The sequence below is a fragment of the Actinoallomurus sp. NPDC050550 genome (genome assembly GCF_040655075.1).
Taxonomy (GTDB): domain Bacteria; phylum Actinomycetota; class Actinomycetes; order Streptosporangiales; family Streptosporangiaceae; genus Actinoallomurus.
Genome location: NZ_JBFAJC010000007.1, coordinates 121,489 through 135,723 on the forward strand (window position 1 = coordinate 121,489; position 14,235 = coordinate 135,723).

At 70.2% G+C, this 14,235-nt stretch carries 17 protein-coding genes; 10 read left to right on the forward strand and 7 right to left on the reverse strand.

Going from position 1 to position 14,235, the window contains the following annotated elements:
- Window positions 1–114: 114 nt before the first annotated feature.
- Window positions 115–1,578, forward strand: a complete 1,464-nt coding sequence (locus AB0I04_RS12540; RefSeq protein WP_360882722.1) for an MFS transporter — start codon at window positions 115–117, stop codon at window positions 1,576–1,578.
- Window positions 1,579–1,609: 31 nt separating this feature from the next.
- Here AB0I04_RS12540 and AB0I04_RS12545 read toward each other — a convergent pair whose 3' ends face one another.
- Window positions 1,610–2,533, reverse strand: a complete 924-nt coding sequence (locus AB0I04_RS12545) for an SDR family NAD(P)-dependent oxidoreductase (protein WP_360882725.1) — start codon at window positions 2,531–2,533, stop codon at window positions 1,610–1,612.
- Between the two features lie 141 nt (window positions 2,534–2,674).
- Between AB0I04_RS12545 and AB0I04_RS12550 the strand changes: the two genes are divergently transcribed.
- The 4 genes from AB0I04_RS12550 (at window position 2,675) to AB0I04_RS12565 (ending at window position 6,788) form a co-directional block, all read left to right on the forward strand.
- On the forward strand, window positions 2,675–3,541 hold the full coding sequence (locus tag AB0I04_RS12550) for a helix-turn-helix transcriptional regulator (RefSeq protein ID WP_360882728.1): 867 nt from the start codon (window positions 2,675–2,677) through the stop codon (window positions 3,539–3,541).
- A gap of 250 nt (window positions 3,542–3,791) precedes the next feature.
- The gene (locus AB0I04_RS12555; RefSeq protein WP_360882731.1) at window positions 3,792–4,361 is read left to right on the forward strand and encodes a hypothetical protein; all 570 of its coding nucleotides are present in this window, start codon (window positions 3,792–3,794) and stop codon (window positions 4,359–4,361) included.
- Window positions 4,362–4,816: 455 nt separating this feature from the next.
- Window positions 4,817–5,818: a zinc-dependent alcohol dehydrogenase family protein gene (locus AB0I04_RS12560; protein ID WP_360882734.1), complete on the forward strand. Its 1,002-nt coding sequence runs from the start codon at window positions 4,817–4,819 to the stop codon at window positions 5,816–5,818.
- Between the two features lie 238 nt (window positions 5,819–6,056).
- Complete coding sequence (locus tag AB0I04_RS12565; RefSeq protein ID WP_360883184.1) at window positions 6,057–6,788, forward strand: GNAT family N-acetyltransferase; 732 nt, start codon at window positions 6,057–6,059, stop codon at window positions 6,786–6,788.
- Between the two features lie 42 nt (window positions 6,789–6,830).
- On the opposite strand, the gene AB0I04_RS12570 is transcribed toward AB0I04_RS12565, so the two are convergent.
- Window positions 6,831–7,373 (reverse strand): helix-turn-helix domain-containing protein, encoded by a 543-nt coding sequence (locus AB0I04_RS12570; RefSeq protein ID WP_360882737.1) that lies wholly within the window; start codon window positions 7,371–7,373, stop codon window positions 6,831–6,833.
- Window positions 7,374–7,459: 86 nt separating this feature from the next.
- Between AB0I04_RS12570 and AB0I04_RS12575 the strand changes: the two genes are divergently transcribed.
- Window positions 7,460–8,266, forward strand: coding sequence for an alpha/beta hydrolase (locus tag AB0I04_RS12575; RefSeq protein WP_360882740.1), 807 nt, complete (start codon window positions 7,460–7,462; stop codon window positions 8,264–8,266).
- Between the two features lie 86 nt (window positions 8,267–8,352).
- Here AB0I04_RS12575 and AB0I04_RS12580 read toward each other — a convergent pair whose 3' ends face one another.
- From AB0I04_RS12580 to AB0I04_RS12590, 3 genes are all read right to left on the reverse strand, one after another.
- Window positions 8,353–8,859 carry a hypothetical protein gene (locus AB0I04_RS12580; protein WP_360882743.1) on the reverse strand — a complete coding sequence of 169 codons (507 nt, stop codon included), beginning with the start codon at window positions 8,857–8,859 and terminating at the stop codon, window positions 8,353–8,355.
- A gap of 90 nt (window positions 8,860–8,949) precedes the next feature.
- Complete coding sequence (locus AB0I04_RS12585; protein ID WP_360882746.1) at window positions 8,950–9,075, reverse strand: DUF397 domain-containing protein; 126 nt, start codon at window positions 9,073–9,075, stop codon at window positions 8,950–8,952.
- Window positions 9,072–9,872, reverse strand: coding sequence for a helix-turn-helix transcriptional regulator (locus AB0I04_RS12590; protein ID WP_360882749.1), 801 nt, complete (start codon window positions 9,870–9,872; stop codon window positions 9,072–9,074). The genes AB0I04_RS12585 and AB0I04_RS12590 overlap by 4 nt, the downstream gene beginning before the upstream one ends.
- A gap of 100 nt (window positions 9,873–9,972) precedes the next feature.
- On the opposite strand from AB0I04_RS12590, the gene AB0I04_RS12595 reads away from it, so the two are divergent.
- The 3 genes from AB0I04_RS12595 to AB0I04_RS12605 are packed head-to-tail and all read left to right on the forward strand — an operon-like array spanning window position 9,973 to window position 11,708.
- Window positions 9,973–10,263 (forward strand): hypothetical protein, encoded by a 291-nt coding sequence (locus tag AB0I04_RS12595; RefSeq protein ID WP_360882752.1) that lies wholly within the window; start codon window positions 9,973–9,975, stop codon window positions 10,261–10,263.
- A complete protein-coding gene (locus AB0I04_RS12600) occupies window positions 10,244–10,507 on the forward strand; it encodes a hypothetical protein (protein ID WP_360882755.1) in 264 nt (87 codons plus the stop codon). The genes AB0I04_RS12595 and AB0I04_RS12600 overlap by 20 nt, the downstream gene beginning before the upstream one ends.
- 10 nt (window positions 10,508–10,517) lie before the next feature.
- Window positions 10,518–11,708 (forward strand): low temperature requirement protein A, encoded by a 1,191-nt coding sequence (locus AB0I04_RS12605; protein ID WP_360882758.1) that lies wholly within the window; start codon window positions 10,518–10,520, stop codon window positions 11,706–11,708.
- 23 nt (window positions 11,709–11,731) lie between these two features.
- Here AB0I04_RS12605 and AB0I04_RS12610 read toward each other — a convergent pair whose 3' ends face one another.
- Complete coding sequence (locus AB0I04_RS12610; protein ID WP_360882761.1) at window positions 11,732–12,691, reverse strand: alpha/beta fold hydrolase; 960 nt, start codon at window positions 12,689–12,691, stop codon at window positions 11,732–11,734.
- 217 nt (window positions 12,692–12,908) lie between these two features.
- Here AB0I04_RS12610 and AB0I04_RS12615 point away from each other — a divergent pair, with 217 nt between their 5' ends.
- Window positions 12,909–13,079, forward strand: coding sequence for a hypothetical protein (locus AB0I04_RS12615; protein WP_360882764.1), 171 nt, complete (start codon window positions 12,909–12,911; stop codon window positions 13,077–13,079).
- Window positions 13,080–13,142: 63 nt separating this feature from the next.
- Here AB0I04_RS12615 and AB0I04_RS12620 read toward each other — a convergent pair whose 3' ends face one another.
- A complete protein-coding gene (locus AB0I04_RS12620; RefSeq protein ID WP_360882767.1) occupies window positions 13,143–14,210 on the reverse strand; it encodes a winged helix DNA-binding domain-containing protein in 1,068 nt (355 codons plus the stop codon).
- Window positions 14,211–14,235 lie beyond the last annotated feature (25 nt).

Sequence of the window (14,235 nt, forward strand, 5' to 3'; positions counted from 1 at the left end):
CGCACCGGAGCGGATAGGACGAGTCGGATCAATCGGCGTGCAACCGAAGCCGGCGGGCCGGGGTTCCCACTCCTGTACGAATCGACCCCCAATATTCGTCAGGAGCATGAGCCAATGAGCCGGCAACGACAAGGCGGGGCGCTGCTCGCGGTCCTGCTGACGGCGCCCTTCCTCTCTCAGGCCGACGCCACGATCGCCAACGTCGCCACACCGGCCATCCAGAAGGACCTGCACGCGTCGGCGACATCCGCCGAGCTCGTCATCGGCGGATATCTGATCGCGTTCGCGGTGCTGCTGATCACCGGTGCCCGGCTGGGACAGACGCACGGGTACAAGCGGATCTTCATACTGGGCACCGGTCTGTTCATGGCGGCGTCGCTGCTCGCCGGGCTCGCGCCCGACGCGGCGGTGCTGGTGATCACGCGGGTCGTCCAAGGCGCGGGTGCGGCGCTGATGTTCCCGCAGGCCCTCACCGGCATCCAGCTGAACTTCGCCGCCGCCGAGCGCATCCGCGCGATCGGGCTCTACGGGATCGCGCTGTCCGGGGGCGCCGTCACGGGCCAGATCCTCGGCGGGGTGCTCATCACGGCCGACCTCGGGGGTACCGGCTGGCGGGCCATCTTCCTCGTCAACGTGCCCGTGTGCGCCGCCGCCATGGCCGCCGCGGCACGCCGCCTGCCCGCTGACCAGGGGCGCGGCGGCCAGAAGGTCGACTTCACGGGCGTGGCGACGCTGTCGGTCACGGTGCTGCTGATCATCCTTCCGTTGATCCTCGGACGCCCCGAAGGCTGGCCGGCGTGGACGTGGGTGTCGCTCGCCGCGAGCGTCCCGGCCCTCGCGGTGTTCGTCGCCGTCCAGCGGCGCACGTCCGCCCGCGGGCAGGCGCCGCTGGTCAACCTCCGGGTGCTGACCAGACCGACGGTCGCGTGGGGCCTGTTCACCCTGATGGCCGCGACGGCGACCTACTACGCGCTGCTGTTCACCCTCGCCCAGTATCTGCAGAACGGCCTGGGGCACGGTCCGCTGGTCTCCGGGCTCATCCTGGTCCCCTGGGTGGCGGCGTTCGGGCTGGCCGGTCAGGCCGCCCGGCTCGTGCCCGGAAGGGTCGCCCGCGTGCTGCCGGTCGCGGGATGCGCGCTGCTCACCGCCGCCTACCTGACCATCAGCGCTTGCCTGTTCGCCGGTTCCCACGACCTCGGGCCACTGATCCCGTTGCTCGCCGCCGGCGGGTTCGGCCTCGGGACACAGTTCAGCTCCCTGCTCGGCCGCCTCACCAACGCCGTCCCGCCGCGCTACGCACCCGACATCAGCGGTGTCAGCACGACGGTCCTGCAGATCGGCGGGGCGCTCGGCGTGGCCGCCTTCGGAGCGGTCTACCTGAGCGGGGCGACACCGCACGACACACCGCGGACCACCCACGCGTTCGCCGTCACCGCTCTCGTCCTGGGCTGCACCGCGCTGCTGTCCACCGCGTGCTCCTGGCTGACGGTACGCAGCGGCGACGGCCCGGCCGAGGACTCCTCTCCCACGGGATCCGGCGGATCGCCCGCCGACGATCAGGTCATCGCCTCCGCGTGAAAACCGGAACGCCCCGCCGGCGGCGAACGCATCAGACGGCGTACGCGGCGGTGAGCCGTTCGGCGGCGTCCCAGAGCTCGCGTTCACGCTGTGGGTCGTACGACTCCTCCGACGACCGGGCCACGCGGTCACGGTCGAGGTAGGACCCGGTCGGCGCCTTGGTCCTGCCGAGGACGACGTCGGCGAGGTATCGCCCCGCGGCACCGCGGCCGGTCGCGAACGGGGTGAGGGCCATCGCCGGCAGGATGAAGCGCATCGCGAACCGGGAGACGGGGTCGGCGTTGCGGGCGAGACCGGTGCCGGGGACGAAGCCTGGGTTGTAGGCGACGACATCGATCCCGGTCGGCAGGCGGCGCGCGTACTCGTGCACGAGGTAGATGGCGGCCAGCTTGCTCGTCGAGTACGCGGTACGCCCGGCGGCCGTGGTGTCCGGCTTGGGGAAGGCGCCCGTACGGGCCAGGACCTCCGGGGACTGCCAGACCGGGCCGGGCACCATGCCCAGGTTGTGCTTGAAGTCGCCGAAATGGGTGTCGCTGACCGTGATCACGATCCGGGCGGGAGCGGCGAAGCGGTCCTCGATGAGGCGGACGAACAGGTGGTTGGCGAGCACGTTGATCGCGAAGGTGGACTCGAACCCGTCGGGGCCCTCGGTGAGCGCGTTCGTGTACTGCATGCCCGCGTTGCCCACGAAGCCGCGCAGCGGCGGCAGGTCACCACGGTCGAGCCGGTCCCGGATCTCGGCGGCGGCCGACCGGACGCTCTCGAGCGAGCCGAGGTCCGCCGCGACGTACGGGACCGCGCGCCCACCGGCGCCGAGCTCCGCGGACAGCCGCGCGCCCGTGGACCCTCGGGCGACGACGAGGAGATGCACGTCCGGCGACTCGCGCAGGATGAGCTCCGCGGCGACGCGGCCGATGCCACGGGTGGCGCCCGTCATGACGATGGTGGACTGCACGGGAGGCTCCTTCACTGGTCAGCGTCCGGTTCGGCGCGTCCCCAACGTTCGCCGCCCTCGCCACCGCCGACCAGTGCCGTGCCCGTCAGTAGGACCGGCAGTACCCAGGCTCGTCCGGCGCCGAGTCGCGACAATGGACCCATGGCTGCCCCCCGCTCCGGCTTCGGCGCACTCCTGCACGCCTGGCGCGACCGCCTCTCCCCGGCCGACGCCGGCTTCACCGTGACGGCCGGCCGCCGTGCTCCGGGACTACGCCGCGAGGAGCTCGCGCAGCTGGCCGGGCTCTCGGTCGACTACGTCCTGCGGCTGGAGCAGGGACGCGCGAAGAATCCCTCGGCCCAGGTCGTCGGCGCCCTCGCCCGAGCCCTTCAGCTCTCCCGGGCCGAGCGGGACCAGCTGTACCGAAGCGCCGGGCTCCTGCCACCACAAGACGGGACGATCAACACCCACGTGCCCCCGGGCGTCCAGCGGCTCGCCGCGCGCCTTGGGGACTTCCCGATCGGGGTGTTCGCCGCCGACTGGTCCCTTGTGTGGTGGAACCCCCTGTGGAGCGCACTGCTCGGCGACCCCACCTTGGTCCCGGCCGACGAGCGGAACCTCGCCCGCGCCGTCTTCGGGAACGGTGCCGCTCATGCCGCGGTGCGTCCCGTCCGGTCCGAACGCGGCGAGGACGCCTTGCCGACGGCGATCGTCGCCGATCTCAAGGACACCGTGTCCCGCTATCCCGCGGATCCTCAGCTCGCGCGTCTCGTGGAGGACCTCCGAGCATCCGACGCCTTCGCTCACCACTGGGCCACGGCGACGGCAGCCCAGCACACGACCGACCGGAAGACGATCCTGCATCCGGAAATCGGCGAGATCGAGCTCGACTGCGATGTCCTCGTCGTTCCGGGCGCGGACCTCCGAATGGTCACCTACACGGCGGCGGCCGGAAGCAGCGACGCGGGAAAGCTCGACCTCCTTCGCGTCACAGGCGGCCGTACCACCACCGCCCGACCCACGACGTGATCGTCCCGGGCCGGGCGGCGGAGACCGCCCGCACGCCCGGCCGGACGAATCGCGTGTTCGAGACGCCCTCGGGAGAGGGGCACCCGTCAGCTACACGACGTTATGAACCTCACGTCGGTGACGACGTAGCCGAGGGTCCGTACCTCACGGAGATCCGGGTTCGTGTGATCGCCACTCCGGTCAGCATCGTGTCTCGTACGGGCATGCTGTCCAGGTGCACTACTGCCAGTCCTGCGAGAAGCCAGTCGCCATGGAGCCGCGCAACGGGCGCGCGGTCTGCCCCGAGTGCGGCCGCACGGATGACGCTGCCGCACTCGGGCCGCTGTTCATCGTCACTGGCGCTTCCGGCTCGGGTAAAACCGCCGTCCTCGCCCCACTCGCCCGCAGGCTGCAAGGCCGCTGCATCACCTTCGACGCCGACCTGCTCATGGACGCCGCAGCCGCGCTCAGCGGCGGCCAACCGATCGACTGGCCCGCATTCCGTGGCGCATGGCTGGCCGTTGCTCACGGCGTCGCCCAATCGGGGATGCCCACGGTCCTGCTCGGACCGTTCATCCCCAGCCACCTCAAGGATCTCCCCGCCCGCCGCTGGATCGCGGACATCCATTTCATCGTGCTCGACTGCCCGGATGAGCTGCGGCGCACCCGTATCAGCACCCGCCCTCCCTGGCGAAGCCGCGACATCGAAGAGCAAGTCGAATTCGGTCAATGGCTCCGCCGCAACATCACCGACCGCGTCGACACCAGCAGCGGAACCCCAGAAGACACCGCAGCGGCCATCGCCGCCTGGATCGACCGCCACCTCACAGACACCCAATAGGGCGTCAAGTGACGATTGCGGTCATGGGCATGACCTCGCCATCTGCGGCAATCTTGTACGACGTGGCCGCCGTACGGCTTGGAACGAAGTGGGGCGGGCCACCCGGACCTCGAAGGCCTCACCGGAGCGGATTATGGGACTTTCTTCCGTCCGGGGCGACTGCCCTCGTTCTGCGCTGTCCCGCCACACGGCAATTTTCCCGTCTGTGTGCACACCGCAGAACAAGGGGCCTTGCCCATCGGCGACATTCAGGCGTTATGCCGGGTATCGCTCCGGCCACGACCCGCCTCACCCCAGGGAAAAGTTGCTCGCTTCCCACTCGATCAGATCGAGGCGGGCCGTGACCCACACGGAATCGATCAAGCGCCTCGAATAGCAGCTTGCGACAGCGGGTATTCACAGCATTCGGAGCAGCTTCCGGACGGAAAGGAAGCGACACATCTCGGGGGCGAGCGATGAAAGGTGTCGTTTTCGACCGGCATGGCGAACCGAAGGACGTGCTCGCGGTCACGGACCGGCCCACTCCCGAACCGGGGGCCACGGAGGTCCGGGTTCGTGTGATCGCCACTCCGGTCAACCCGTCCGATCTGCTGTACGTGCGGGGCCACTACGCCGGCGTCGAAGCGCGTTTTCCCGCTCCCGTCGGCTTTGAAGGCGTCGGCGTCATCGACGCCCTGGGCCCGCAGGTGGAGGGGTGGGAGCCTGGGCAGCGTGTCGTGGTCGTCAACGGCCAGGGAGGCAACTGGGCGGAGTACGCGGTGGTGCCGGCCCACGACCTGCTCCCCGCACCGGAGGGGCTTCCCGATGAGCAGGTGGCCTCCTTCATGATCAATCCGGCCTCGGCCCTCCTCATGGTCCGTCACGTGCTGGCGGTGCCCCGGGGTGAGTGGCTGCTCCAGTCGGCGGCCACCTCGGAACTGGGCCGCATGGTGATCCGGCTGGCGAAACGCGACGGCATCCGAACGGTCAATATCGTCCGCCGCCGCGAGGCGGTCACGGAACTGGAGCGCCTGGGCGCCGACGTCGTCCTGGTGACCGACGACGGCCCGATCGACGAACAGGTCCGCCGCGCCGTCGACCCGGAAGGAGTCAAGTACGCCATCGACCCGGTGATCGGGGACACCGGCACCCAGATGTTCAAGGCGCTCCACGAGGACGGGCTGATGCTGCTCTACGGCTCTCTTACCCGCCGGCCGATGCTCGTGGGAGATGACCCGCGCTACATTCTCGCCGGCCGCCGGAGGCTGGAGGTCTACTGGCTCGGATACTGGCTGCCGAGGCTCGACCGGGAAATGCGGGAAACCCTGGTCCAGGACATCGTCGAGCTCATGCGCGAGGGAATCCTCGAAACCTCCGCCGGGACGAAGTTCCCGCTCGATCAGATCAGGGCGGCCGTGACCCAGTCGGAGACGAAGAGCCGGCAGGGAAAGGTGCTCCTCATACCCGGATCGGAGTAGAAGCGCTCCGCGCTCCGGTCAGCAGACACCCCGGGGCGATCGGCCGCCCAGGCTCACGTTCGTGGTCAGCGCCCCAGGGCCCGTATTTGGTTGTGATCATCTGGTGGTGCGGGTGAGGTCTGCGAGCCAGATCATCGATGCGCGCAGGTGCAGGCTGGCGAGGTAGCTGTCGGGGGGGCGTAGCGGGTGGCGATGCCCCCGCGACCGGTCGGTCCTCGTGGGTACCGTGTCGCGGGTGATGGTTAAGGAGTGCGAACGTGTTCAGACCTCCTGGTTCCGAGCGCGGGCTGAGGCACTCGGCGGCGAGGCATGGGACGATGGTGCGCTGACCTGGACGGACGGCCCCGACGGCTTGAATCTGATGTTCCCGGGCGAGCTCGACACGTCGGCGGTCCGGCGCGGGGTCCAGGAGGCGCTGGCTCGCGGGCGACCGCTGGTCGGCGCGTGGCTGAGCACGGGCGTCGATCCATCGGCGCTGCGGGAGTGCGGATTCGATCGCGGCTGGCCGATCCGGTGGATGGCGGCATCGCTGGCAGCGGTCGCCGCGGACGAAGGCGACGTGGACGACCGCATCGAGCTCCAGACGGACACGCTCGACTACGACGGCGAGTACGCCGACTACCGTGACCAGTTGGCGTTGGCACGGCGAGAACCGCAGGTGGCGTGGTACGCAGCCGCATATGCGCGTCCTGCTTCGTCTGACCGGCCCCGACGGTTCGCCGGGCGTGCCTGGTCGTTCTACGACGGCGGCCCGAATGGCGTCGCCGGGGTGTTCGACATGGAGGTCTGGCCGCGCTTCCGTCGTCGCGGACTGGGAACCGGCCTGCTGCGGACGGTGTGTTCCGCAGCGCGGCGAGCCGGAGCGGCGCAGGCGGTGTTGAACGCGACGGACGAGGGCCGCCTCCTGTATGGCACGTGCGGGTTCACGCCAATCGGCGAAGGCATCACCTGGTGGCTTCACCTGCGGTAACGCGGCTAGGGCCGGCGTGGCCGGGGCGTCTAAATACGAGCCCTAGACATGGTCGCCGTCGCGCAGGTGGACGAGTGGCAGAAAGACCTCGTCCACGGTCCCGGCCATGTCGGGGGAGGCGGACCCGTCCAGTAGGGCATGCTGCAGCACAACAATGGGGAGGCGCAGGATTCGCGGGCCGATCGCGGCCGGGTCGAAGCCGGCCGCGGCCACCACCTCGGCCAGCTGTGCCGTAGCCTCATCGGCCTTGCGGCGCCGCAGTGCCGCGGTCAGCCCCGGATCAAGGCCGACGGCCAGCAGTCCGTGATGTCCGGCGGCCACGCTCTGCAGGATCGCCAGCGTGTCCGCCCGCAGGTCGCCGGTGCGAGCTGGACGGCCGAGCCGGGGCACCCGCCGCTCGAGCACGGCGGACACCAGATCCTCCTTGCCCGGCCACCGCCGATACAGAACCGCCTTGCTGGTCCCGGCCTTGGCTGCGACGCCCGCCATCGTGAACCCGCCATAGCCGGTCGCGACAAGCTCCGCCCAGGCAGCGTCCAGGATCGCCTCTTCCAGCACCGCACCGCGACGCCTGCTCTCACCCACAAGCTTAAGATACCCCGAGTTTCCTATTGCCCCTGGAGTGGGTTAGCCTCACCGTAAGAAACCCCGAGTTCCTTATGGAGGCATCGTTGGAGAGCATTCTCAAGGTCTCGGGTGCCGAGATCTTCTACAGGACGCGCGGGAGCGGCCCGGTGCTGCTCCTCCTGCCCGGCGGAGACGGCGATGCCGACGCCTGCGACGGCCTAGCCGTCCACCTGGAGGACGCCTTCACAGTCGTCACCTTCGACCGCCGTGGCCTGTCCCGCAGCACCAGCACCGGTGCGGCACCCGACCTGACCATCCACGCCGACGACGCAGCCCGCGTCCTCGCCACCGTCACCCACCAGCCCGCCCTGGTATTCGGCGCCAGCATCGGCGCCCTGATCGCCCTGGAACTGACGACCCGCCACCCCGACCAGGTCCGCGTCGCCGTCGCCCACGAACCACCGGTCGGCACGCTGCTGCCCGCGGACACCCGCGCCGAACTGGCCGGCGACCAGCTGGCCGTCGAGGAGGCGCACCGCCGCGATGGGGCCCTCGCAGCAATGGCGCAGTTCATACGGCTGGCCCGGCTGGACTTCAGCGACCGCGAACCCGACGTCCACTTCACACCTCCAGGCCCGGAACGGCTGCCGAACCTGGAGTTCTTCCTCACCCACGACGCCCCCGCAGTACGCCGATACCACCCCGACATCACCGCCCTGCGCGCCCACGCCACGAAGATCGTGCCCGCCGTCGGCGCGACCACGACCGGCCCGATCGCACAATGCGCGCACGCGCTGGCAGACCTGCTGAACACGCCCGTGACGACCCTGCCCGGCGGCCACAACGGTTTCGCATCCCACCCCCGTGCCCTCGCCGCCCACCTGCGCACGATCTTCGCCGCACACCGATGAAAGAGCGCGCTGCCGCCAACCGACATCCACCGGCGTATCACCAGACCCGGCGAACGTTGTTGGACACCGCACCAGCCGCCGGGCGTTCAGGCCCGGGACGCCGGTGCGGCGAGCTCGGCCAGATGGTGCAGCGAGTTGGTGAGATGCTCAGGACCGAACGGCGGGAACTGGAAGCGCTCCCGGATGACCTGCGGCGCCGCCGACCAGTCGTAGGTGAGCGTGACCTCAGTCTCGGACGGACCGAGCGCCGCAAGGTCGTAGCGCCAGTTCCAGCCGCCGAACTCCAGTTGACCGTCGTCCGTCTCCATCCCCGGCAGCCAGCCGATGGCGCGCGGTGGGTCGAGCACCTGGACCTTGTTGGCCATCCGGTACTCACCGTTTGGATGGTTGGGGTGATACATGTCCATCCGGAAGACCTGCCCCACCTCGGTCAGCGGCGCCTGGTCTACGGATTCCCGAACCCAGCCGGTGCCATCGATCGCTGAATGGGTCGTCGGGTCCGCCAGCACCGCGAACACCCTCGCGGCCGGCACGGCGACAGTCAGGGTGGCGCTCACGTTCTCCTGGTCCACGGTGTGCACGCTCCTCGTCATCTCATCTCGGACCTCCCGCAGGCGCGGAAGGGACGTTCCAACATGTAGACAACGCGGCGAGGCGAAACTCATCGGTCTCGTGAGCGGAACCTAAGCGGCTTGACCAGCGCTCCGAGGCCCGCAGAGGACGAGATGCGTGACCTCCACGCATGTCCCGCCCTCTTCGCCCGAGTAGCTCGACGTGCGCCAAGGACTGTCCGCGAGGTTGTGGCTCACATTTCCTCCAAGAAGGCGCGGATCCGTTTCTCCGACTCGGACCTGGGGAGCGCTTCTCCCCTGATCTGCTCGAACCGTATCGCGAGTGCATGGACCTGTTGAGGGGCCTGAATCAAATGCCCGTAACCGCCAGCGGCGTCGGCATATCCGATACCCAGGCCCTCGACGAACCCGAGCAGGGTGAACCCACTCGACAGATACACGGGGCGACCGGCCGGGATCACCTGGATGCTGATGTTCGGTCGCTCCATCATCTCGAGGAGATGAGCGAGCTGCTCCCTCATCACATCGACGCCGCCGACCGGCTCGCGGAGCGCCGCCTCCTTTATCAAGACCACGATGAAGGGCGGTTCGTCCTGCTGGAGGATGTCTTGCCGACCCATGCGAACCGCGAGGCCCCGCTCCAGTCGGTCTCCTCGGTTCGCCGCACTGAGCAACGCCCGAGCGTAGGCCTCACTCTGGAGCAGGCCGGGCACGAACTGCGGCTCGTACACCTTCAATGACGCCGCCTGTTGTTCGTACTCGATGTACTCGGCGAAGCCCATCGGGAGTGTCACCTCCCGTACGACGTGCGGGTGGAGTTCTTCGAAGTACCTGTCCAGGTTGAACAGGCGGTCGAGGTCTTTTGACACGTCGAGGGTTGGGATGCGGCGGCCGTTCTCGAAGTGGCCGATCATCTTGCCGCTGATGATGCATTCCCGGCCCACGTCGTCCTGGGTGAGTTCGGCGCGCTCGCGGTGGAGGCGCAGCCGGTAGGCGTACTGCTCGGCGGCCGAGGCTGACGGATCGATGTCCACGTGGTCTCCGCGGAGGGTTGGAGAGCTGCAGATATGGCCGAGAGTAGCCGGACGGCGACAGTCTGGAGCGGGAAACCGATCGAATTCCAGGAGGTCGCGGATGGGCAGAGAGACGACGGGCGGGGCGGTCGCCCGCCATCTGCACGAACTGCGGGATTGGCTGGACGCCGCCGGCTTCACCGCCACGGTCGAGACGCCGCGCGGCGGCATGCCGTACGTGCGGGTCGGGAACCGGCACGCGCCCGTCCTCTGCGAGAAGATCCGGATCGATCGCTACCGGGTCGACGGCGACGCGCTGTGGTTCTTCTACTCCTGGGGCGACCCGATCTGTCCCGCCCAGGAGACGAGCCGGGCCGCTCAGGAGATCACCAATGTCCTCGGCAACCGGTGACTCCCCGGCGCCGGTGACGCGGGTCGATCAGGTCGGGTTCGGCCGGGCGCCGGATCCGGTCTGGGAGACGCGGTGGGTGTGGCTGGATCGGCTTCGCCGGGAGTTCCCGGGGTGGGTGGCGCTGTTCGATCCGTTCGCGTCCGTCTGGGTCGCGGTGCGGGGACGAGAGGCGTATGTGACGGGTGCGACGGTGTACGAGCTTCGTGATCGTCTCGAGTCCCGGCGCAGGTCGGCGCTGCCGTAATCTTCGGCGCATGGAGCATGGGACCCCGGCGGGGCTGCTGCGCTCCCGCGGTGACGGGGCGACGCGCGTGACGTTCTTCGAGTTGTTCTTCGACCTGGTCTTCGTCTTCGCGGTGACACAGCTGTCCCACCGGCTGCTGAAGGATCTCACCGTGAGCGGCGCCGGTGAGACGTTGGTGCTGCTGCTGGCCGTCTGGTGGGCGTGGATGTACACGTGCTGGACGACCAACTGGCTCAATCCGGATCATCCCGCCGTACGGATGGCGCTGACCGGGACCATGCTCGCCGGGATGCTGATGGCGGCCGCGATCCCCAAGGCGTTCGAGAGCCGGGCCCTGTGGTTCGCCCTCGCCTATGTCGCCTGTCAGGCGGGACGAACGGCCTTCGTGGCCTTCATGACCCGGCGTGACGAACTGGGCGCGAACTTCGTGCGCATCCTGGCCTGGAAGCTGACCACGGCCGTGCTCTGGATCGGCGGTGCCTTCGCCGACCACCCGGCCCAGGTCGTGGCCTGGGTGGGGGCGCTGACGCTGGAGTACGCCGCGCCCTGGCACGGCTACACGTTCCCGGGGCTGGGGCGTTCGAGGACGTCGGACTGGACGATCGACGGCGGGCACATGGCGGAGCGCTGCCAGCTGTTCGTGATCATCGCCCTGGGCGAGTCGCTGCTGGTCACGGGCAACACGTTCAGTGACCTGCACGGCGTGGGGATGGCCGCGGGCGCCGCCTTCACGGTCGGCTTCCTCGGCAGCGTGGCGATGTGGTGGATCTACTTCGACCGGAGCGCGGAAGCCGCGGCGGAGCGCATCGCGGCCTCGGAGGATCCGGGCCGCCTCGGCCGGTCCGCGTACACCTTCATCCACCTGCCGATGGTCGCGGGGATCATCGTGAGCGCCGTCGCCGACGAACTGATCGTCGCGCACCCGCACGGACACGTCACCGGCGGTACGGCGGCGGTGGTGCTCGGCGGCCCGGCGCTGTTCGTGGCGGGGCACGCGCTGTTCAAACGGGCGGTGTGGGGTCACTTCACGAACGCGCGTCTGCTGGCGCTGGCGGCGCTCGCCGCGCTCGTGCCCGTCTCGAAGCTGGTCGACCCGCTGACGCTGGCGTTCCTGGCTCTGCTGGTCGTGGCGGCGTTGGCCGGCTGGGACGTACGGTCGCGCCGGACCCATGTCATGGTGGTGCCCGAGCAGGCCGCCTGACCCGCGGCCGCACAGGCCGTGGGTCAGGCCCCGCTCGACACGTGCGGGGCGACCTCCTTCGGCTTCCTGCGGTCCGCGGCCCGGCCCGCGCGCAGGAGCCGCCGCCACTTCGCCGGGTCGTGCAGTGCCGGTTCGGTGCTCTCCAGGAATCGCTCCACGGTGGTGACGAAACGCTCCGGTTCGTCGTGGTGCGGGAAGTGCCCGGACCGGGCGAACACCTCCAGCCTGCTGCCGGGCATGGCGGCGTGGGCGATCCCCGCGTGGCGTACGGGGATTACGCGGTCCTCCCGGCCCCAGATGATGAGGATGGGCATGCCCTCGGCGAGGTAGCAGCGGTCCAGCATGGTGATGACCTGGCCGCGCACGTCGACGCCGGCCCGGAGGGTGCGCAGGAACGCCTGGCGGGCGGTCGTGGAGCGCAGTCCCCGGTAGCGCCGGAGCAGGTAGTCGAAGTCCGTGCCCAGGAACAGGCCGCCGGTGAGGCGCAGGACGGGGGCGGCGAGCCGTACGGCGGTGCGCGCCGGCGCGGACGTCGCCAGCGCCAGACCGACCTCGGCGCCCGGTGCCGCCGCCGCGCGGAGGATCGGGTGGACCTCGCGGCCGATGCCGCCGCTGGCGACGAGCACGAGGCGTTCGCAGCGTTCGGGGAACTGGTAGGCGAACTGCATGGCGATGCCGCCCCCGAGCGAATGGCCGATCACCGAGACACGGTCCACGTCGAGGACGCTCAGCAGGTCGCGCATGCCGCAGGCGTACGCGGCGATGCCGTAGTCGGCGCGCGGTTTGGCGGACTCGCCGTGGCCGAGCAGGTCGGGCGCGATGACGGTGTGGTTCTCCGCCAGGCGCGGGATCACGTCGAGCCAGGTGCCGGAGTTGTCGCCGATGCCGTGGATCAGGAGCAGCGGAGGCCCGCTGCCGGTCATGCGGAAGGCCCGCCAGTATCCGTGGATGTCACGGAACCGGATGAGAGATCCAGGACTCATACCTGCTCACCACCCGAGGTCGCTTCCTCGCATCGTGCGGCGGGCACGTTACGTGTTCACTACCGGGCTGTAAGTCCACCGTAACGGGGTCGCCGGCCGACTGCCGCCGCCGCCTTGAGCCCGTCGAGGATGACGGTGGTCAGGGCATCGTCCGCGCGGGCTCCAGGTTGCCGCCGGACGGCAGCCCGCCTACCGCTCCGTCTTGGACGGTCAGGGCATGTCGGGCGTCCACGAGACGATCATCGCGGGCGACGAGAGCACGGTGGAGCGGGCCGTCCGGGCGTACGCCGACGCCGGCGCGACCGAGCTGGTCGCCAGTTCGGCCGGTGATGAGGGGGATCGGGCGCGTACCCTCGCACTCCTGGCCGCGCTGCGCACCCGGCTGTAAATCGACGAGCCCGTCGCGAGAGACCCGGTCCCGGCTCTTCCGGCCTGACCGGTGCAGGCCCGGTCAGGCGGGCGAGGACGCGGCCCGCGAGATGCGGGCGAGGCGCGACCGCTCGCCGGCGAGCGCGTCCGCCGGGATCTCCTCCCACAGCGTGGTCCGCTCGTCGTCCCACACGCCGGCGACGCGGCCGCCGCGGAGTACGACCGGGGAGATCCAGCCGCCGCTGCGGCTCACGGCGGCGCGGTGCTCGGCGGGAATGATCTCGATGGCGCCCGTGCCCGCGCCCAGGACGTACGCGTCGAAGGCGCCGAGGAGCCGGACGGCCGTGCTCGGCGGGGTGGCGGCCAGCTCGGCGACGTGCTCGGCGAGCATGACGCGCCGCTCCCCCTCGACGTCGACCTCGGTGACCTCGACCGCCTCGGTGAACCAGCTCTTGAGGAGTGCCCTGCGCGTGACGCCCCGGCTCAGCCATGCCTTGTCGAACAGCTCCGGCGTGGTGGGGCCGTGGGCGCCCAGGAAGGCGCGGAGCACGGTGGCCGCCGGGTCGGGCGTCTCCGGCAGCCAGGCGGCGCTGACGAAGGTGACCCGGTTGCCCCGCGGGGGGCCGAAGCACAGGACCTTCCACCAGGCCAGCGGCTTGAGGAGGGTACCCCAGCCGGATCCGAGCACCTCGGCGAGGTGTCCGGAGCCCGTACGGTCGACGATCTCGGCGGTGAGCTCCTCGCGCGTGAGGGCCGCGCCTCCGGACAGCGCCTCGGTCGCGGCCGTCGCGATGGCCTCCAGGTCGGCGGGGGTGGCGCCGAACGTCTTCTGCCAGCTCGCCCGCTCCCAGTTGCGGTGGGCGCCGGACACGGTGAGGTAGGCGGCGGCCTCGTCGGCGGGCAGGAGGTGCAGGGTGCCGCGCATGGCCCAGGTCTTCACCAGCCTGCGGTCGGCGAGAGCCTCCGTCACCGCGCCGGGGCGGGGCTCGGCCTGCCGTACGGCGATCGCCAGCTCGGCCGCCGAGGCCACCTGCGCCTGCACGCCGGCGAGCCGCCGCGCCACCTCGACCGGGTCGCCGCCGTCGACCGGCTCGAGGAACTGCCGCCGCAGCCGCCAGGCCAGCACCTGCCCCCACGTCACCTTCTCCACGAACGGCACCTTAGAGGGCCGGACC